The organism is Curtobacterium sp. MCBD17_032 (assembly GCF_003234855.1).
Lineage (GTDB): Bacteria > Actinomycetota > Actinomycetes > Actinomycetales > Microbacteriaceae > Curtobacterium.
The window spans coordinates 352,299-365,932 of the sequence record NZ_QKTO01000003.1; the positions used below are offsets into that span (position 1 = coordinate 352,299).

General features: G+C 73.2%; 13 protein-coding genes. 6 read left to right on the forward strand and 7 right to left on the reverse strand.

Annotated elements, in window-relative coordinates:
• Positions 1–45: 45 nt before the first annotated feature.
• The 3 genes from ald to DEI91_RS07195 form a co-directional block, all read right to left on the reverse strand.
• Entirely contained in the window at positions 46–1,143 is a 1,098-nt protein-coding gene (gene ald, locus DEI91_RS07185; protein ID WP_111051721.1) for an alanine dehydrogenase, read from the reverse strand.
• A gap of 216 nt (positions 1,144–1,359) precedes the next feature.
• Complete coding sequence (locus DEI91_RS16830) at positions 1,360–2,361, reverse strand: AraC family transcriptional regulator (protein WP_111051612.1); 1,002 nt, start codon at positions 2,359–2,361, stop codon at positions 1,360–1,362.
• 94 nt (positions 2,362–2,455) lie between these two features.
• Positions 2,456–3,418, reverse strand: coding sequence for a sugar-binding transcriptional regulator (locus DEI91_RS07195; RefSeq protein WP_111051722.1), 963 nt, complete (start codon positions 3,416–3,418; stop codon positions 2,456–2,458).
• Positions 3,419–3,611: 193 nt separating this feature from the next.
• Here DEI91_RS07195 and DEI91_RS07200 point away from each other — a divergent pair, with 193 nt between their 5' ends.
• Positions 3,612–5,354 carry a glycerol-3-phosphate dehydrogenase/oxidase gene (locus tag DEI91_RS07200; RefSeq protein ID WP_181439517.1) on the forward strand — a complete coding sequence of 581 codons (1,743 nt, stop codon included), beginning with the start codon at positions 3,612–3,614 and terminating at the stop codon, positions 5,352–5,354.
• Positions 5,355–5,514: 160 nt separating this feature from the next.
• Here DEI91_RS07200 and DEI91_RS07205 read toward each other — a convergent pair whose 3' ends face one another.
• Both DEI91_RS07205 and ykgO read right to left on the reverse strand, forming a co-directional pair.
• Positions 5,515–6,171 carry a histidine phosphatase family protein gene (locus tag DEI91_RS07205; RefSeq protein ID WP_111051614.1) on the reverse strand — a complete coding sequence of 219 codons (657 nt, stop codon included), beginning with the start codon at positions 6,169–6,171 and terminating at the stop codon, positions 5,515–5,517.
• Positions 6,172–6,198: 27 nt separating this feature from the next.
• A complete protein-coding gene (ykgO, locus tag DEI91_RS07210) occupies positions 6,199–6,321 on the reverse strand; it encodes a type B 50S ribosomal protein L36 (protein WP_111051615.1) in 123 nt (40 codons plus the stop codon).
• Positions 6,322–6,365: 44 nt separating this feature from the next.
• Here ykgO and DEI91_RS07215 point away from each other — a divergent pair, with 44 nt between their 5' ends.
• Positions 6,366–7,379, forward strand: coding sequence for a GTP-binding protein (locus DEI91_RS07215; protein ID WP_111051616.1), 1,014 nt, complete (start codon positions 6,366–6,368; stop codon positions 7,377–7,379).
• A gap of 33 nt (positions 7,380–7,412) precedes the next feature.
• Positions 7,413–7,937, forward strand: a complete 525-nt coding sequence (locus tag DEI91_RS07220; protein WP_111051617.1) for a DinB family protein — start codon at positions 7,413–7,415, stop codon at positions 7,935–7,937.
• 26 nt (positions 7,938–7,963) lie between these two features.
• Here DEI91_RS07220 and DEI91_RS07225 read toward each other — a convergent pair whose 3' ends face one another.
• Positions 7,964–8,974, reverse strand: a complete 1,011-nt coding sequence (locus tag DEI91_RS07225) for a sugar-binding transcriptional regulator (protein WP_111051723.1) — start codon at positions 8,972–8,974, stop codon at positions 7,964–7,966.
• A gap of 73 nt (positions 8,975–9,047) precedes the next feature.
• The gene (locus tag DEI91_RS07230; RefSeq protein WP_111051618.1) at positions 9,048–9,902 is read right to left on the reverse strand and encodes a GolD/DthD family dehydrogenase; all 855 of its coding nucleotides are present in this window, start codon (positions 9,900–9,902) and stop codon (positions 9,048–9,050) included.
• A gap of 47 nt (positions 9,903–9,949) precedes the next feature.
• On the opposite strand from DEI91_RS07230, the gene DEI91_RS07235 reads away from it, so the two are divergent.
• From DEI91_RS07235 to DEI91_RS07245, 3 genes are read left to right on the forward strand one after another with little or no spacing between them, the layout of a single operon-like run.
• Positions 9,950–11,272, forward strand: coding sequence for an RbtT/DalT/CsbX family MFS transporter (locus tag DEI91_RS07235; RefSeq protein ID WP_111051619.1), 1,323 nt, complete (start codon positions 9,950–9,952; stop codon positions 11,270–11,272).
• Positions 11,273–11,324: 52 nt separating this feature from the next.
• On the forward strand, positions 11,325–13,097 hold the full coding sequence (locus DEI91_RS07240) for a dihydroxyacetone kinase family protein (RefSeq protein WP_111051620.1): 1,773 nt from the start codon (positions 11,325–11,327) through the stop codon (positions 13,095–13,097).
• The gene (locus DEI91_RS07245) at positions 13,094–13,555 is read left to right on the forward strand and encodes a ribose-5-phosphate isomerase (protein WP_111051621.1); all 462 of its coding nucleotides are present in this window, start codon (positions 13,094–13,096) and stop codon (positions 13,553–13,555) included. Before DEI91_RS07240 ends, DEI91_RS07245 begins: the two co-directional genes overlap by 4 nt.
• Positions 13,556–13,634: the final 79 nt, after the last annotated feature.

The following is a 13,634-nucleotide window of genomic DNA, read 5'->3' on the forward strand; positions in this document are numbered from 1 at the left end:
CGGATCGGGCACCCGGGCCTTGCCGGGCACCCGGGCCGGCTGCCCTCAGCGCGACGCGACCGCCATGCCGTGCGCGGCCGCGACGGCCTCGTTCGTCACGGCTCCGGCGTGCACGTTGAGTCCGCGGGCGAGTGCCGCGTCGGACCCGAGCGCCCGCTCCCACCCCTGGTCAGCGATCGTCACGGCGTACGGGAGCGTCGCGTTCGTCAGCGCGATCGTGCTCGTCCGCGGCACCGCGCCCGGCATGTTCGCCACGCAGTAGTACACGGCGTCGTGCACGGCGAACGTCGGGTCGTCGTGGGTGGTGGGCCGCGACCCCTCGAAGCACCCGCCCTGGTCGATGGCGATGTCGACGAGGACCGACCCGGCACGCATGTCCGCGACCATCGCGTCCGTGACGAGCTTCGGCGCCGAGGCGCCCGGGATGAGCACCGACCCGATCACCAGGTCGGCGTCGGCGACGGCGTGCGCGATCGCGAGCGGACTCGACCGGAGGGTCGTCACGCGGCCGTCGAAGCGGGCGTCGAGGGCGCGGAGGCGCGGCAGGCTGATGTCGAAGACCGTCACCTCGGCGCCCATGCCGAGCGCGATCGTCGCCGCGTGCTCGCCGGCGACACCGCCACCGATCACCACGACGCGCCCCTTCGGTGTGCCGGGCACGCCGCCGAGGAGGAGCCCGCGACCACCGTTCGCGCGCATGAGGTGGTGTGCGCCGACCTGCGCCGACAGCCGTCCGGCGATCTCCGACATCGGGGACAGCAGCGGCAGCGATCGGTCGGGCAGCTGCACGGTCTCGTAGGCGATCGCGGTGGTGCCGGACTCGACCAGGGCCGAGGTCAGCGCGCGGTCGGCCGCGAGGTGCAGGTACGTGAAGAGCACCTGTCCCGCGCGGAGGAGCGGGTACTCGGCGGCCACGGGCTCCTTCACCTTGAGCACCATCTCGGCGTCCCAGGCCGAGAGGGCGTCCGGGACGACCACCGCGCCGGCGGCGGCGTACTCGTCGTCGGAGAACGCCGAGCCCGTGCCCGCTCCGGCCTGGACGCGGACCTCGTGCCCGTGCATCACCAGCTCGGCGACACCTGCCGGGGTGGCGGCGACGCGGAACTCGTTGTTCTTGGTCTCGGTGGGGACGCCGATGCGCATGACGGACTCCTTCGTGAGCAGTGCACTGGACACCGCTCATTCAGCCGCAGGTTCGTCGCATGCGCCCGCCCTCCGAAGGATCGGTTGCCGGACGACGGTTCGGTGCCACCACGTTCGGGAGGACCCGCGCTCGGAGCGCTCCCGCCGAACGGAGCGCCTCTGCCGGACCACCCACGCACCGGCCGGAAGACCTCCGCCGGTCGCGCACGGTCGGCCTCAGCGGCGCGTGCGGGTCCGCAGGGTGTCGCTCGGCAGCTCGCCGAAGCGGGACCGGTACGCAGCCGAGAACCGACCGAGGTGCCCGAAGCCCCACCCGCGGGCGATGTCCGCGACCGAGGTCTCGTCCCGCTCGGCCCGGCGCAGCTCGTCCAGGGCACCGTCGAGCCGGACGGAGCGCAGCAGTTCGCCGGGCGTCTGGTCCAGGTGCCGTCGGAGCGACTGCTGCAACCCGCGCGGGCTGAGCCCGGCGGCCGCGGCGATCTCCGGCGTGCCGATGGGTTCCCGGGCGTGCGCCTGCACGTAGTCGAGCGCGCGCCGCAGCCGCTGGTGCTCCGGCCCGGACCCGGTCACGGCGGCACGCCAGGTGCTGCGCCGGGGGAACGCCCGGAGCGCCGCGTTCGCGAACGCGTCGGCGATGTCGCGTCGCACGGTGGCGGTCATCGGCGCGTCCACCTGCAACCACGTCGACGAGAGCCGCCGGACGGTGTCCCGCCAGACACCCATGCCGTCGACGGCCGGGCGCTCGAGGGGCTCGAACGAGAACGTGTCGTCGCCGACCAGGCTCGTGACGAACTGTCGGTCGAGGTGCACGAGGTTCAGGCCGATGTCGCGGTGGTGCAGGTCGTACGTCTCCGACGGCAGGATCACCGGGACGGCGGGCTCGAGGTCGACGGAGCGGCCGTTGTACGTGATGGTGCTGCTGCCGCTGCGGAGCCACGCGACGATGAAGTCGTCCGACTGGCTCTGGCTGCGCAGGTCGACACCGAAGCGGGAGGTCCGGAGGGACATCCGTTCGTCGGTGACACCGGCGAAGTCCCAGGCGGTGTCCGCGTGGGTCCGCCGGATCGCGGGCGCTTTGAGGTCGTAGTCGGAGGTGAAGAACGCCATCGCCTGGTCGACGTCCGTCCCGGCCAACCGCCGGTACGACCGACTGTCGGCACGCTCGACGCCGAGGGGCGGAGCGGACGCAGCGGGACCGGCATCGGGAGTGAGCACCATGCTCCGACCGTACGCGACACCTCCGACATCCGAGCCGGCAGCCCTCCCCCAGACCCGGGGGCAGGTACTCCGGGACAGCCGTCCCCGGGTCTGGTCAGCCCTGCAGGATCGCCTGTCCGACGCTCTCGTCGAGGATGAGGTCCGTCACGAGTCCGGCGGCCAGCGCCCCGCGGAGCGACGCGGCCTTCCCTCGCCCGGCGACGACGCAGATCCGACGCGGAGCCCGTTTCACGGTGTCGAGGTCGGGCGCCCCGGCTCGCGCGTTCACACCGATGTCCTTCCACGACCCGTCCGCGCGGTAGAACACGGTCGAGACGTCACCGACGACGCCGGCCTGGCGCAGTTCCTCCTGGTCGGCCGGGTCGAGGTACCCACCGGAGTACACGTGCGACGGCACCGGGGCCTGCGGGGCGCCGACCCCGAAGACGACCAGGTCCATCCGCTCGTGCAGGTCGAGCACGCGCCGGATCGAGCGTTCACGGAACAGCGCGGCCTTCGTGGCCGGGTCGTCGAAGAACGCCGGTACGGGGAACTGCTGCACGAGCGCGCCGTAGGCCTCACCGAAGCGCCGCAGGATCTCGGACGCGTAGACGATGCCGGTCGTGCGGGTGTTCGCGGCGCCGTTCACCTGCACGACGGTCGAACCGTGCGTGGTCTTCGGCACGAGGTACCGGCTCACCGCGCTGACCGTCGAGCCCCACGAGATGCCGATGACCATGTTCGACTCGATGTACTGCGTCAGGATCCGGGCGGCGGACAGGGCGACCCGCTCGAGCCGGTCCACGTCGCTCGTGTGGTCCGGCACCGGCACGACGTGCGCGTGCACGCCGAAGCGGGCCCGGATGCTCCGGCTGAGCGCCGCCGCCTGGTCGAGGGGCGAGCGGATCTGGATGTCGACGAGCCCGGTGTCCCGCGCGTACTTGAGCAGTCGCGACACCGACGAGCGCGAGGTGCCGAGTTCGTCGGCGATGGCGTCCATCGTCAGGTCCTGCAGGTAGTAGAGGTGCGCGGCCCGCAGGGCCTGCTGGGTGCGCACGGGCTGCGCGGCGTCGCTCATGGAACCGAGCATGCACGGACGTGCACGCCCTCTGCAACCCTGCCCGGCCCGCCCGTCCGCCGTCCGGCGGCTCCGACGGGAGGCGCGACGGGCGTTCTGCACGTCCGTGCACGGAAGTTGCCCACACGTTCCGACGAGCGCACGATCGATGGAGTACCAACGGAATCGACCCCAGAAAGCGATGCGAACGACCATGTCGAAGAAGACGCAGCCCAGGAACACGGTCACCGCCCTCACCGGACGCCCGAACGCACAGGTCCTCATCGTCGGTGGCGGCATCAACGGCATCGCCACCTTCCGCGACCTCGCCCTGCAGGGCGTCGACGTCGCCCTCGTCGAGCGCAGCGACTACGGCTCCGGCGCCTCCGCCGCGTCGAGCCACATGATCCACGGCGGCATCCGGTACCTCGAGAACGGCGAGTTCCGCCTCGTGCGCGAGAGCGTGCAGGAGCGCAACGGCCTCATCCGCATCGCCCCGCACTACGTCAAGCCGCTGCAGACGACGATGCCGGTCTTCTCGACGTTCTCCGGCATCATGAACGCGCCGCTGCGCATGCTCACGCACAAGCAGCGCTCCACGAAGGAGCGCGGCGCGATGCTCATCAAGATCGGCATGACGATCTACGACTCCTTCTCGCGCGACGGCGGCTCGGTCCCGAAGCACGTCTTCCGCACCAAGAAGGCCGCGCTCGAGGACATGCCGGCCCTCAACCGCGACCTCAAGTACACGGGCACGTACTACGACGCCTCGGTCCACGAGCCGGAGCGCCTGGCGCTCGACGTCCTCAAGGACGGTCTGGCCGCCGGCACCGGCACCGGTGCCGACGCGACCGCCCGTGCGACGAACTACGTCGAAGCCGTCGGCAGCCGTGACGGCGGCGTCCTGCTCCGTGACCGCGAGACCGGCGAGGAGTTCGTCTTCACCGCGGACGTCGTCGTGAACGCGTCCGGTCCGTGGACCGACCTGACGAACGAGGCGTTCGGCGGCGAGACGAAGTACATGGGCGGCACGAAGGGCTCCCACATCGTCGTCGACAACCCCGAGCTGCTCGAGGCGACGAAGGGTCGCGAGCTGTTCTTCGAGAACAACGACGGCCGCATCGTGCTCATCTACCCGCTCAAGGGCCGGGTCCTCATCGGCACGACCGACATCGACGCTGACCCGTCGCAGCCGGTCGTCACCACCGACGAGGAGATCGACTACTTCTTCGGGCTCGTCAAGCACGTCTTCCCGCAGATCGAGGTCACGCGCGACCACATCGTCTACAGCTACTCGGGCATCCGGCCGCTCCCCCGCCACGAGGACACCGCCCCGGGCTTCGTGTCGCGCGACTACCGGATCGTCGACACCGCGATCGCCGGCCTGCCGGACACCACCGTGCTGTCGCTCGTCGGCGGCAAGTGGACGACCTTCCGCGCCCTCGCCGCACACCTGTCCACCGACGTCACCACGAAGCTCGGCGTCCCTCGGAAGGTCGACACGACCGGCATGCCGATCGGCGGTGGCAAGGACTTCCCGACCACCGACGGCCAGCGTGCCCTGTGGATCAAGTCGCACCGGGACGGCCTGGCGTCCGAGACCGTCGACCGCCTGCTCGACCGCTACGGCACCCGCGCCGCGGAGGTCGTCGACGCACTCGTCACCGGCCCGGTCGAGCCGCTCGAGTCGGACGGCACGCTCACCCGCGCCGAGGTCCGGTACTTCGCCGAGCACGAGCAGGCCGTGCACCTGGTCGACGTGGTCCTCCGCCGCACGAACCTGGCGTTCGTCGGTGGCGTCACGATCGACCTGCTCGACGAGCTCGCCGACGTGATGGCTGACGCCCTCGGCTGGACCGCCGAGGAGCGCGCTGACGAGGTCCAGCGCACGCTCGACGTGCTGCGCGAGTCGCACCGCGTCATCGTCCCGCAGCACACGGCGGCGCAGCCCGCGTAGTCCACGCGACGCACGACGGACGGGAGGCACGGTGCCAGCTGGCACCGTGCCTCCCGTCCGTCTGACAACCCCGTCCGCGCTGAGACGCCGCCTCACCGCCGAGACGCCGCCGGATCCCGCGGCGTCTCGTCGTCCCGGCGGCGTCTCGCCGTCGCTGCCGTCAGAAGCGCTCGCCGGTCGGGTCCTGCGCACCCAGGTCGGCGAGGTCGTCGCCGCCGACCGGCTCGCCGGCCCAGTCCACGAGGCGCCACCCGTCAGCGGTCGAGCCCTCGAGCTCCACGACGCCGGTGTTCTCGAGGTGCCGGTTCCGCCCCAGGTCGTTCGGCACGTTCCGTGCGGTGACCGCGGCCCAGATCCGGATCGCCGCCCCGTGGCTGAACGCCGCGACGACGTCGGCCCCGGTCTCCTCGATCTGTCGCACGGCGTCGTCGTACCGCGCGAAGAACGCGTGACCGTCCTCCGCGCCGGGCATGCGCTCGTCGCGGTCGCCGGCCGCCCAGGCGTACGCCGCGGCGAGGTACTGCTGCACGGAGACCGTGTCGCGCTTGCCCTGCAGGTCGCCGGCCTCGATCTCCCGGAGGCCCGGCAGCACCACGGGGTCGAGGTCGAGCGCCCGGGCGAGCGGGGCCGCGGTGAGCTGCGTCCGCACCATCGACGAGGTGAACAGTCGTTCGATGCCCCGGTCGCCCAGGGCGCCCGGTAGCGCGTCGGCCTGCTCCTGCCCGAGGTCGGTCAGGCCGGGTCCGGGCACCTCGGCGTCGAGCAGGCCGGTCACGTTGGCGGGGGTCTGTCCGTGGCGGACGAGCAGGAGTCGCATGTCCTCACCCTACGGACGCGGTCCGGGCTACCCCTGACGGGTGTTCCAGCGCGGGTTCTCCTTGTTGATGACGTACACGCGCCCGCGGCGCCGCACGACCTGCGAACCGGGGATCTTCTTCAGTGCCTTGAGCGAGTTGCGGACCTGCACGTGCGCCTCCTTGTTGATAACGGTTTTCATGTACCGTACTGCACATGGCCGTCGTCCCGATCACCCTCGTCTCCGCCCTCCACGACGTCGACGCCGCACGCATCGCCGCGCGACTGTCCGACGGGCACCGGATGCACGCCGCCGGCAGCGCGTCCGTCGCAGCACGAGCCGTGGCGGACCGGGCCGAGCGCCTCACCGACGTCTGCGGCCCCGGTGCGCGGCACTCGCTCGTCGTCACCCTGCCGGTCGGCGGCGACGCCCGCGCCGTCGGGATGATGCTCGCGAACGCGGCCCGGGCCGAGCGGGGCGACGACCGCGTGCTCCGTCACGTGGTGTCCGTGCTCCGCGCCGACGAGGCCGAGCACCTGCTCTGGTCCGGCGTCGACGACGCGTTCGTCGCCGGCGAGCGGCTCGCGGCACTGGTCGAGTACGCGACCGTCATCGTGCTCGACCGCACCGACCGCCTGCCCCCGGCACGGCGCCGGGCCCTGGTCGCCCTCGTCCACCGCTGTGCGCCGTCGGCGGTCGTCCTCGCCGACGAGCGGGTGCACAGCGCGGACGACCTCCCGGCGTCGAACAGCGGCGCGACCCGGGTGCTCGCCGGTGCTGCCGGGTGGATGCGCGCCCTGTCCACCGGAGCCGACGACGTCGACCGTCCGGCCACGGACGGACTCACTGCGCTGCGCTACCGTGATCCGCTGCCGTTCCACCCGTCCCGACTGGCGGACGTCGTGGCACACGACCTGGCAGCCGGCCCGGACGGTCGGGTGCTGCGCTCCCGGGGGTTCTTCCGCCTCGCGTCCCGTCCCGACCACGTCGGCTCCTGGTCGAGCGTCGGGGCGATGCTCGCGCTCGATCCGACCGCGAACCCGTCCTGGGACGAGGACGCCCCGATCGGGCAGGCGCTCTGGTTCGTCGGCGAGGACCTGCACGCCGAGCGCCTCACACGGGCACTCGACGGCGCGCTCATCACCCCGGCAGAGCTCCTCGCCGGACCGGACCTGTGGCGGTCCTGGGCCGACCCGTTCCCGGTGTGGCCCGTCCTCGGCCGCGACTGACGCAGAGCCGTCCGCGGCTGCTAGCGTCTCGCCGTGGCGATCGAACCGGACACGAAGAACTGGACCTGGGTCATCGATGCGGCGTGCCCGGACTGCGGCTTCGACGGCAGTGCGGTGACGATCGGGGACGTCCCGGGCATCATCGACGCGAACACGGACGGCTGGCCCGAGCAGCTGGACCGCCCGGACGTGCGGGAGCGCCCGGACGGGTCGACCTGGTCGCCGCTCGAGTACGGCGCCCACGTCCGTGACGTGCACCGGAAGATGACGGAACGCCTCGAGCTGATGCTCGCCGAGGACGACCCGCTCTTCCCGAACTGGGACCAGGACGCGACCGCGGTCGCCGACCGGTACGGCGAGCAGGACCCCGCGACCGTCGCCCGCGAGCTCCGTGCCGCCGCCGACCGCGCCGTGGCGGCCTTCGGCGCGGTGTCCGACGACCAGCTCGACCGGACCGGGCGCCGCTCGGACGGCAGCGGCTTCACGGTCGCCACGCTCGCCGTGTACTACGCGCACGACCCCGTCCACCACCTGTGGGACGTGCGCCGGACCAGCTGAGCGGACCGGGCCGCCCCGACCGGACGTCAGGCGAGCGCGTCGAGCAGTGCCCGCGCGGTCGCCGCGTCGGTGACCAGTTCGTTGACGAGCCGCCCGCGCACGGCGCTGATGATGCTGGGCACCTTCACGGCGCCGACGGCGACACCGACCGCGTGCGGCACCGCGGCGAGGACCTCGCGCGAGGTCCGGACCATCCGCTCGCTGCCGGGGAACTCGATCGCCTCGCCGTCCGGACCGGTGAAGTTCAGGCACACGTCCCCGGTCGCGCGGTCGAACACCACGTCGTCGACGGGCAGCCCGCGCGCCATCGCGTCACGGGTCGCGACCGGCGCGCCGATGCCGAGGATCGCGCCCGTCGCGCGCCCCCAGAGGCCGACGACGTGCTGGAACGCCGGGTCCTCGTCCAGGGAGGCCCGGAGCGCCTCCGACGGGAGCGCCTGCGCGAACAGGAAGGTCGGGATCGCCCCCGACCGTTCCGCGGCCGCCCGGGTGATCTCGTTGGTCTGGAACCACTGGTTCGGGTCGGCCTGGCCGCCGACGGTCGGCACGAGCTGCACACCGGGCATGGGCGGCACCACGCTGTGCGCGATGGCATGCACCGTGCTGCCGGAGGACACCAGGACCGCGTCCCCGGGGGCGAGGTGCATGGCCTCGACCGCCGCGGCGACCGGCTCCGCGAGGTCCACGCCGAGCGTCGCCGTGTGCGTGACGGCCGCGAGGTACACCGCCTGGAGCCCGAGCACGACCCGCAGCCGCTCGGCCAGGACGGCGGTCTCGTCCTGGAACGGGTCGACGACCTCGATCCGGACGAGCCCGGCGCGGCGGGCCTCGGACACCAGGCGGCTGACGGTCGGGCGCGAGACGCCCAGGCGGTGCGCGATCTCGTTCTGGGTGGCGTCCTCGAGGTAGTACATCCGAGCGGCCTGGTACACCGTGTCGAGCGGGAACCGGGAGCGGGGGCCGTCGCCGACGGGGACCGGTGCCTCCGTCGGCGGACCGCCGGTGGGCGCGGGGTCGGACGGACTCGTTCCGGACATCGAGCGCGGGCCTCCCGGGGTGGTGCCGTCGGCCGGGTGCCGGGACGACACCGCGATCGTAGCGCCGACCGTCCTAGCGGATGGTGAAGCCGCCGTCGACCCGGAGGTCGGCGCCGTTCACCATCCCTGCCGACTCACCGGCCAGGAAGAGCACGGCGGCGGCGATCTCGTCCGGCGTCGCGAACCGTCCGGTCGGGATCTCGTCCTGGTGCCGCAGGCCCGCCTCGTTCGCCCAGGCGGACCGACCGAGGGCGGTGAGCACGACGGTCGGGGACACGGTGTTGACGGTCACGCCGCGGCGCCCCCACTCGAGCGCGAGCACGCGGGTCAGACCGAGCAGACCGGCCTTCGACGCGCAGTAGGCGGCGTGGCCGTCGATCCCGACGTGCGCGGCCTGGGATGCGATGGTCACGACCCGCCCGTGTCCCGCGGCGAGCATGTGCCGGCCGACCGCCTGCGTCACGCGGTACGTGCCGGTCAGGTTGACCTCGAGCGTCCGGGCCCACGCGTCGGGCGCGAGGTCCTCCGCCGGGGCCAGGGCGACGATGCCCGCGCAGTTGACCAGGACGTCGACGCGACCGGCGACGGCGAGGACCTCGGCGACGGCCGTGTCGACCGAGCCCTGGTCGGCGACGTCGCACGCGACCCCGAGGTGACCGTGACCGGGCAGCTCCGACGCGGCCGCGGTCGACGCGTCCGCACGGACGTCGAGGACGGCGACCCGCGCTCCGCGTCCGGCGAGCGCGCGGGCGACGGCGTTGCCGATGCCGGACGCGCCACCGGTGACGACCGCCACGCGGTCCGTGAACGGGTTCGTGTGGTCGACGTGGTCCGGCCCCGGACGCAGCGACGCGGCGACGTCGGCCGACGGCGCTGCCGGGTCCGTCGTGGGACCGGTGGACGGGTGGTGGTTCTCGATCGCGGACATGACGGGTAACATACCCGATGTCAGATACCGCTGCGATCGAGAGAGCCATGTCAACGACGACGAACCCACTCCTGCGCACTGCGCCCACGCCCACCACCGCTCCCGCCCCCGGTCGCCTCGACCGGCTCGGGATCCCCCGTCCCCTCGCCCTCGGCTTCCTCGGCGTCCTGGTCGTGATGACCGGGGTCGGTGTCGAGTCGAACTTCGTGACCCCGCACATGGTCGCCGTGCTCGGCAGTCCGCCGGCCACGGTCGCCACGATCGTGACCGGCGCGAGCCTCGCCACGCTCGTCGGCAGCTACCTGTCCGGCGCGTTGGCCGACCTGCTCGGTCCACGACCGGTGATGACCCTCGGCGTCGCCGTCTGGGTCGTCTTCGAGCTCCTGTTCCTCGGGGCCCTCCACCTCGGCAGCGTGCCGCTCACCGCGGTGGCGTACACGCTCCGCGGACTCGGTCACCCGCTCGCCGCCTTCGCGTTCCTGGTCTGGGTGAACGTCACCGCCCCCGTCGAACGCCGTGGCGCCGCCGTCGGGTGGTTCTACGTCGCCTTCACCGGCGGGCTGCCCACGCTCGGGTCGCTGTTCGCCCTCGGGACGATCCCGGTCCTCGGCGGTGGGGTCGTCGGGGAGACCGGCGCGATGACCGCCTCGATCGCCCTCGTCGTCGCCGGATGGGCGCTCGTGCGGTTCGGCGTCCGACTGCCGAGCGGCACCCAGCGCATCGCCCCGGCCGGCGAGAGCGCCTGGCGGGTCGTGACGAGCGGCGTCCGCCTGACCGCGACCCGGCCCCGCGTGCTCATGGGCTTCCTCGTCCGACTCGTCAACACCGCACCGGAGTTCGGCATGTTCGTCGTCCTGCCGGCCGTGATCGCCGACGAGCGCGGCTGGGGGCAGCAGCGCTGGCTCCTCATGACCGTCTGCGTGTACGCCACGAACATCCTCGTGAACGCCCTGTTCGGCTGGGTCGGCGACCGCATCGGGTGGGTCCGCACCGTCCGCTGGTTCGGCGTCGTCGGGTCCGCGGTCGGGCTGCTCGCCTGGTGGTACGTCCCACAGCTCGTCCCTGCCGGCTCCGACTGGGGCTACGTCGCCTCCGTCGTCGCCGGCTGTGTCTTCGGCTGCTCGCTCGCGGGCTTCGTCCCGATGGGCGCGATCATGCCCGCGCTGGAACCGCGCCACCGGGGCGCCGCGATGGCGATGTACACGACCGCCGCGGGCGGGGCCGCGTTCCTCGGCACCGGGGTCGTCGCCGTCGTGTTCGCGCTCGGCGGCGGCGGCGCCGCCGTCACGTGGACGTTCGTCGGGCTCTACGCCTGCGCGTTCGTCATGGTCGGTCGACTCCACGTCCCGCAGCACGGCGAGGCCCACTGACCGACATGACCCCACCCCTTCCCATCCACCCGTCCCCCGAGGAGGACCGCACATGACCACGATCTGCGACGAACCGGACGAGTTCGCCGAGGACCAGCTCGCCGGCTGGCTCGCCCTGTACGCCGACCGCGTCCGTGGGGTGACCGGCGGCGTCATGACGCTGCCGACGGCCGGCGCCGCCCCGCAGGTCGCGGTCGTCATCGGCGGCGGCTCCGGTCACTACCCCGCCTTCAGCGGCCTGGTCGGCCCCGGGCTCGCGACCGGCGCGGTCGTCGGGAACGTCTTCACGTCGCCGTCCGCGGCCCAGGTGTACTCCGTGGCCCGGGCCGCCGACCAGGGCCGCGGCGTCGTCCTCTGCTTCGGCAACTACGCCGGCGACACGATGAACTTCGGGATCGCCGCCGAACGGCTCCGCGCCGCCGGCGTCGACACGCGGGTCGTCGTGGTCACGGACGACGTCGCCTCGGCGGACGAGGTCGACCGACGCCGCGGCATCGCGGGCGACTTCGCCGTCGTCAAGGCCATGGGTGCCGCAGCGGCAGCCGGGGCCCCGCTCGACGAGGTCGAACGGGTCGGCCGACACGCGAACGACCGCACCCGGACGATCGGGGTCGCCTTCTCCGGGTGCACGCTGCCCGGCGCGGTCGAGCCGCTCTTCACGGTACCGGCGGGACACCTCGGGCTCGGACTCGGGATCCACGGCGAGCCGGGCATCCGCGACGTCCCGCTCGTCCCGGCCCGGCAGCTCGCGCAGCTCCTCGTCGACCGGCTGCTCGCGGAGCGTCCGACCGGGGTCGCGGCGGGCGGTCGGGTCGCCCCGGTCCTGAACGGCCTCGGCGACACGAAGTACGAGGAACTGTTCCTGCTCTGGGGACGCATCGCGCCCCTGCTCGAGCAGGCCGGGCTCGAGGTCGTCGAGCCCGAGGTCGGCGAACTCGTCACGAGCCTGGACATGGGCGGGTGCTCGCTCACCCTGCAGTGGCTCGACGACGACCTCGAAGGCCTCTGGCTGGCCGACGCGTACGCGCCCGCCTACCGCAAGGTGGCCGCGCCCGTCGCGGCCCTCGTCCCGGTCGCGGTCGGGACCGAGACGGCTGCCGGCGCGACGGTCGTGCCGGACGCGACCCGAGCCTCCCGGGAAGCCGCCGAGACGGTCCGCACGGTCGTCGCTGCGATGGACCGGTTGCTCCGCGAGCAGGAGCACGAGCTCGGTCGCATCGACGCCGTGGCCGGCGACGGAGACCACGGACGCGGGATGGTGAAGGGCGTCGGTGCGGCACGCCGCGTGGTCGACGCCACGAACGCGGACGCCGGCGTCGCGTTCCTGCTCGGGCGCGCCGGGGAGGCCTGGGCGGCGGAGGCCGGCGGCACCTCCGGCGTGCTCTGGGGTGCCGCACTCGAGGCCTTCGGTGCCGCGCTCGGCGACGACGTCGACGAGGTCACGCCGCCGCTCGTGGTCGCTGCAGCCCGCGCCTTCGCCGACGCGATCATCCAGCTCGGACGGGCACGACGCGGCGACAAGACGCTGCTCGACGCCCTGCTGCCGTTCGTGGACGCCCTCGACACCGACGTCCGCGCGGGCGTCCCGCTCCCGGAGGCCTGGGCCGCAGCCGCCGAGGTCGCCCGGCTCGAGGCCACGGCCACCGCCACGCTGTCGCCGCGCGTCGGACGAGCCAGGCCGCTCGCCGAGAAGAGCGTCGGCACCCCCGACGCCGGAGCCGTGTCGATGGGCATGGTCCTCACCCGGGTCGGCGAGGTCCTCGCCGCACGACGCGACGGCACCACCACCACGACCGCCACCACCACAGGAGGAGTGCACGCATGACGTTCCGCATCGTGACCGGCTCGGACGACGCCGGCTTCACACTCAAGGAGGTGCTGCGCGCCGACCTCGCGGCGGATCCCCGGGTCCGAGCCGTCGTCGACGTGGGTGTCGACGCCGACGGACACACCGCCTACCCCCACGTCGCCGTCGAAGCCGCGCGGCTCGTCGCCGCCGGGGACGCCGACCGGGCGCTGCTCGTCTGCGGCACGGGCCTCGGGGTGGCGATCAGTGCGAACAAGGTCCCCGGGATCCGGGCCGTGACCGCACACGACCCGTTCAGCGTCGAGCGCTCGGTGCTGTCCAACGACGCGCAGGTGCTCTGCCTCGGGCAGCGGGTCATCGGCACCGAGCTCGCCCGGCGGCTGGTGCGTGAGTGGCTCGGGTACACCTTCGACCCGGCATCGGCGAGCGCCGAGAAGGTCGAGGCGATCCGGTCGTACGAGCTGCCCGTCGGCTGACCGGACGGACGCTGTGCTCCGGTCGCCCGACCCGGCCGGAGCACAGCGTTCTGTCGGCTGTCGGACGTACCGTGCTCCC

Bases quoted from the DNA above. Each gene is read 5' to 3' on its own strand.
- DEI91_RS07240 (WP_111051620.1), top strand. From the start codon at position 11,325: ATGACCACGATCTGCGACGAACCGGACGAGTTCGCCGAGGACCAGCTC.
- ald (WP_111051721.1), bottom strand. From the start codon at position 1,143: ATGCGCATCGGCGTCCCCACCGAGACCAAGAACAACGAGTTCCGCGTC.
- DEI91_RS07215 (WP_111051616.1), top strand. From the start codon at position 6,366: ATGGCCGTCGTCCCGATCACCCTCGTCTCCGCCCTCCACGACGTCGAC.
- DEI91_RS07230 (WP_111051618.1), bottom strand. From the start codon at position 9,902: ATGTCCGCGATCGAGAACCACCACCCGTCCACCGGTCCCACGACGGAC.
- DEI91_RS07245 (WP_111051621.1), top strand. From the start codon at position 13,094: ATGACGTTCCGCATCGTGACCGGCTCGGACGACGCCGGCTTCACACTC.
- DEI91_RS07205 (WP_111051614.1), bottom strand. From the start codon at position 6,171: ATGCGACTCCTGCTCGTCCGCCACGGACAGACCCCCGCCAACGTGACC.
- DEI91_RS16830 (WP_111051612.1), bottom strand. From the start codon at position 2,361: ATGGTGCTCACTCCCGATGCCGGTCCCGCTGCGTCCGCTCCGCCCCTC.
- DEI91_RS07225 (WP_111051723.1), bottom strand. From the start codon at position 8,974: ATGTCCGGAACGAGTCCGTCCGACCCCGCGCCCACCGGCGGTCCGCCG.
- DEI91_RS07235 (WP_111051619.1), top strand. From the start codon at position 9,950: ATGTCAACGACGACGAACCCACTCCTGCGCACTGCGCCCACGCCCACC.
- DEI91_RS07195 (WP_111051722.1), bottom strand. From the start codon at position 3,418: ATGAGCGACGCCGCGCAGCCCGTGCGCACCCAGCAGGCCCTGCGGGCC.
- DEI91_RS07200 (WP_181439517.1), top strand. From the start codon at position 3,612: ATGTCGAAGAAGACGCAGCCCAGGAACACGGTCACCGCCCTCACCGGA.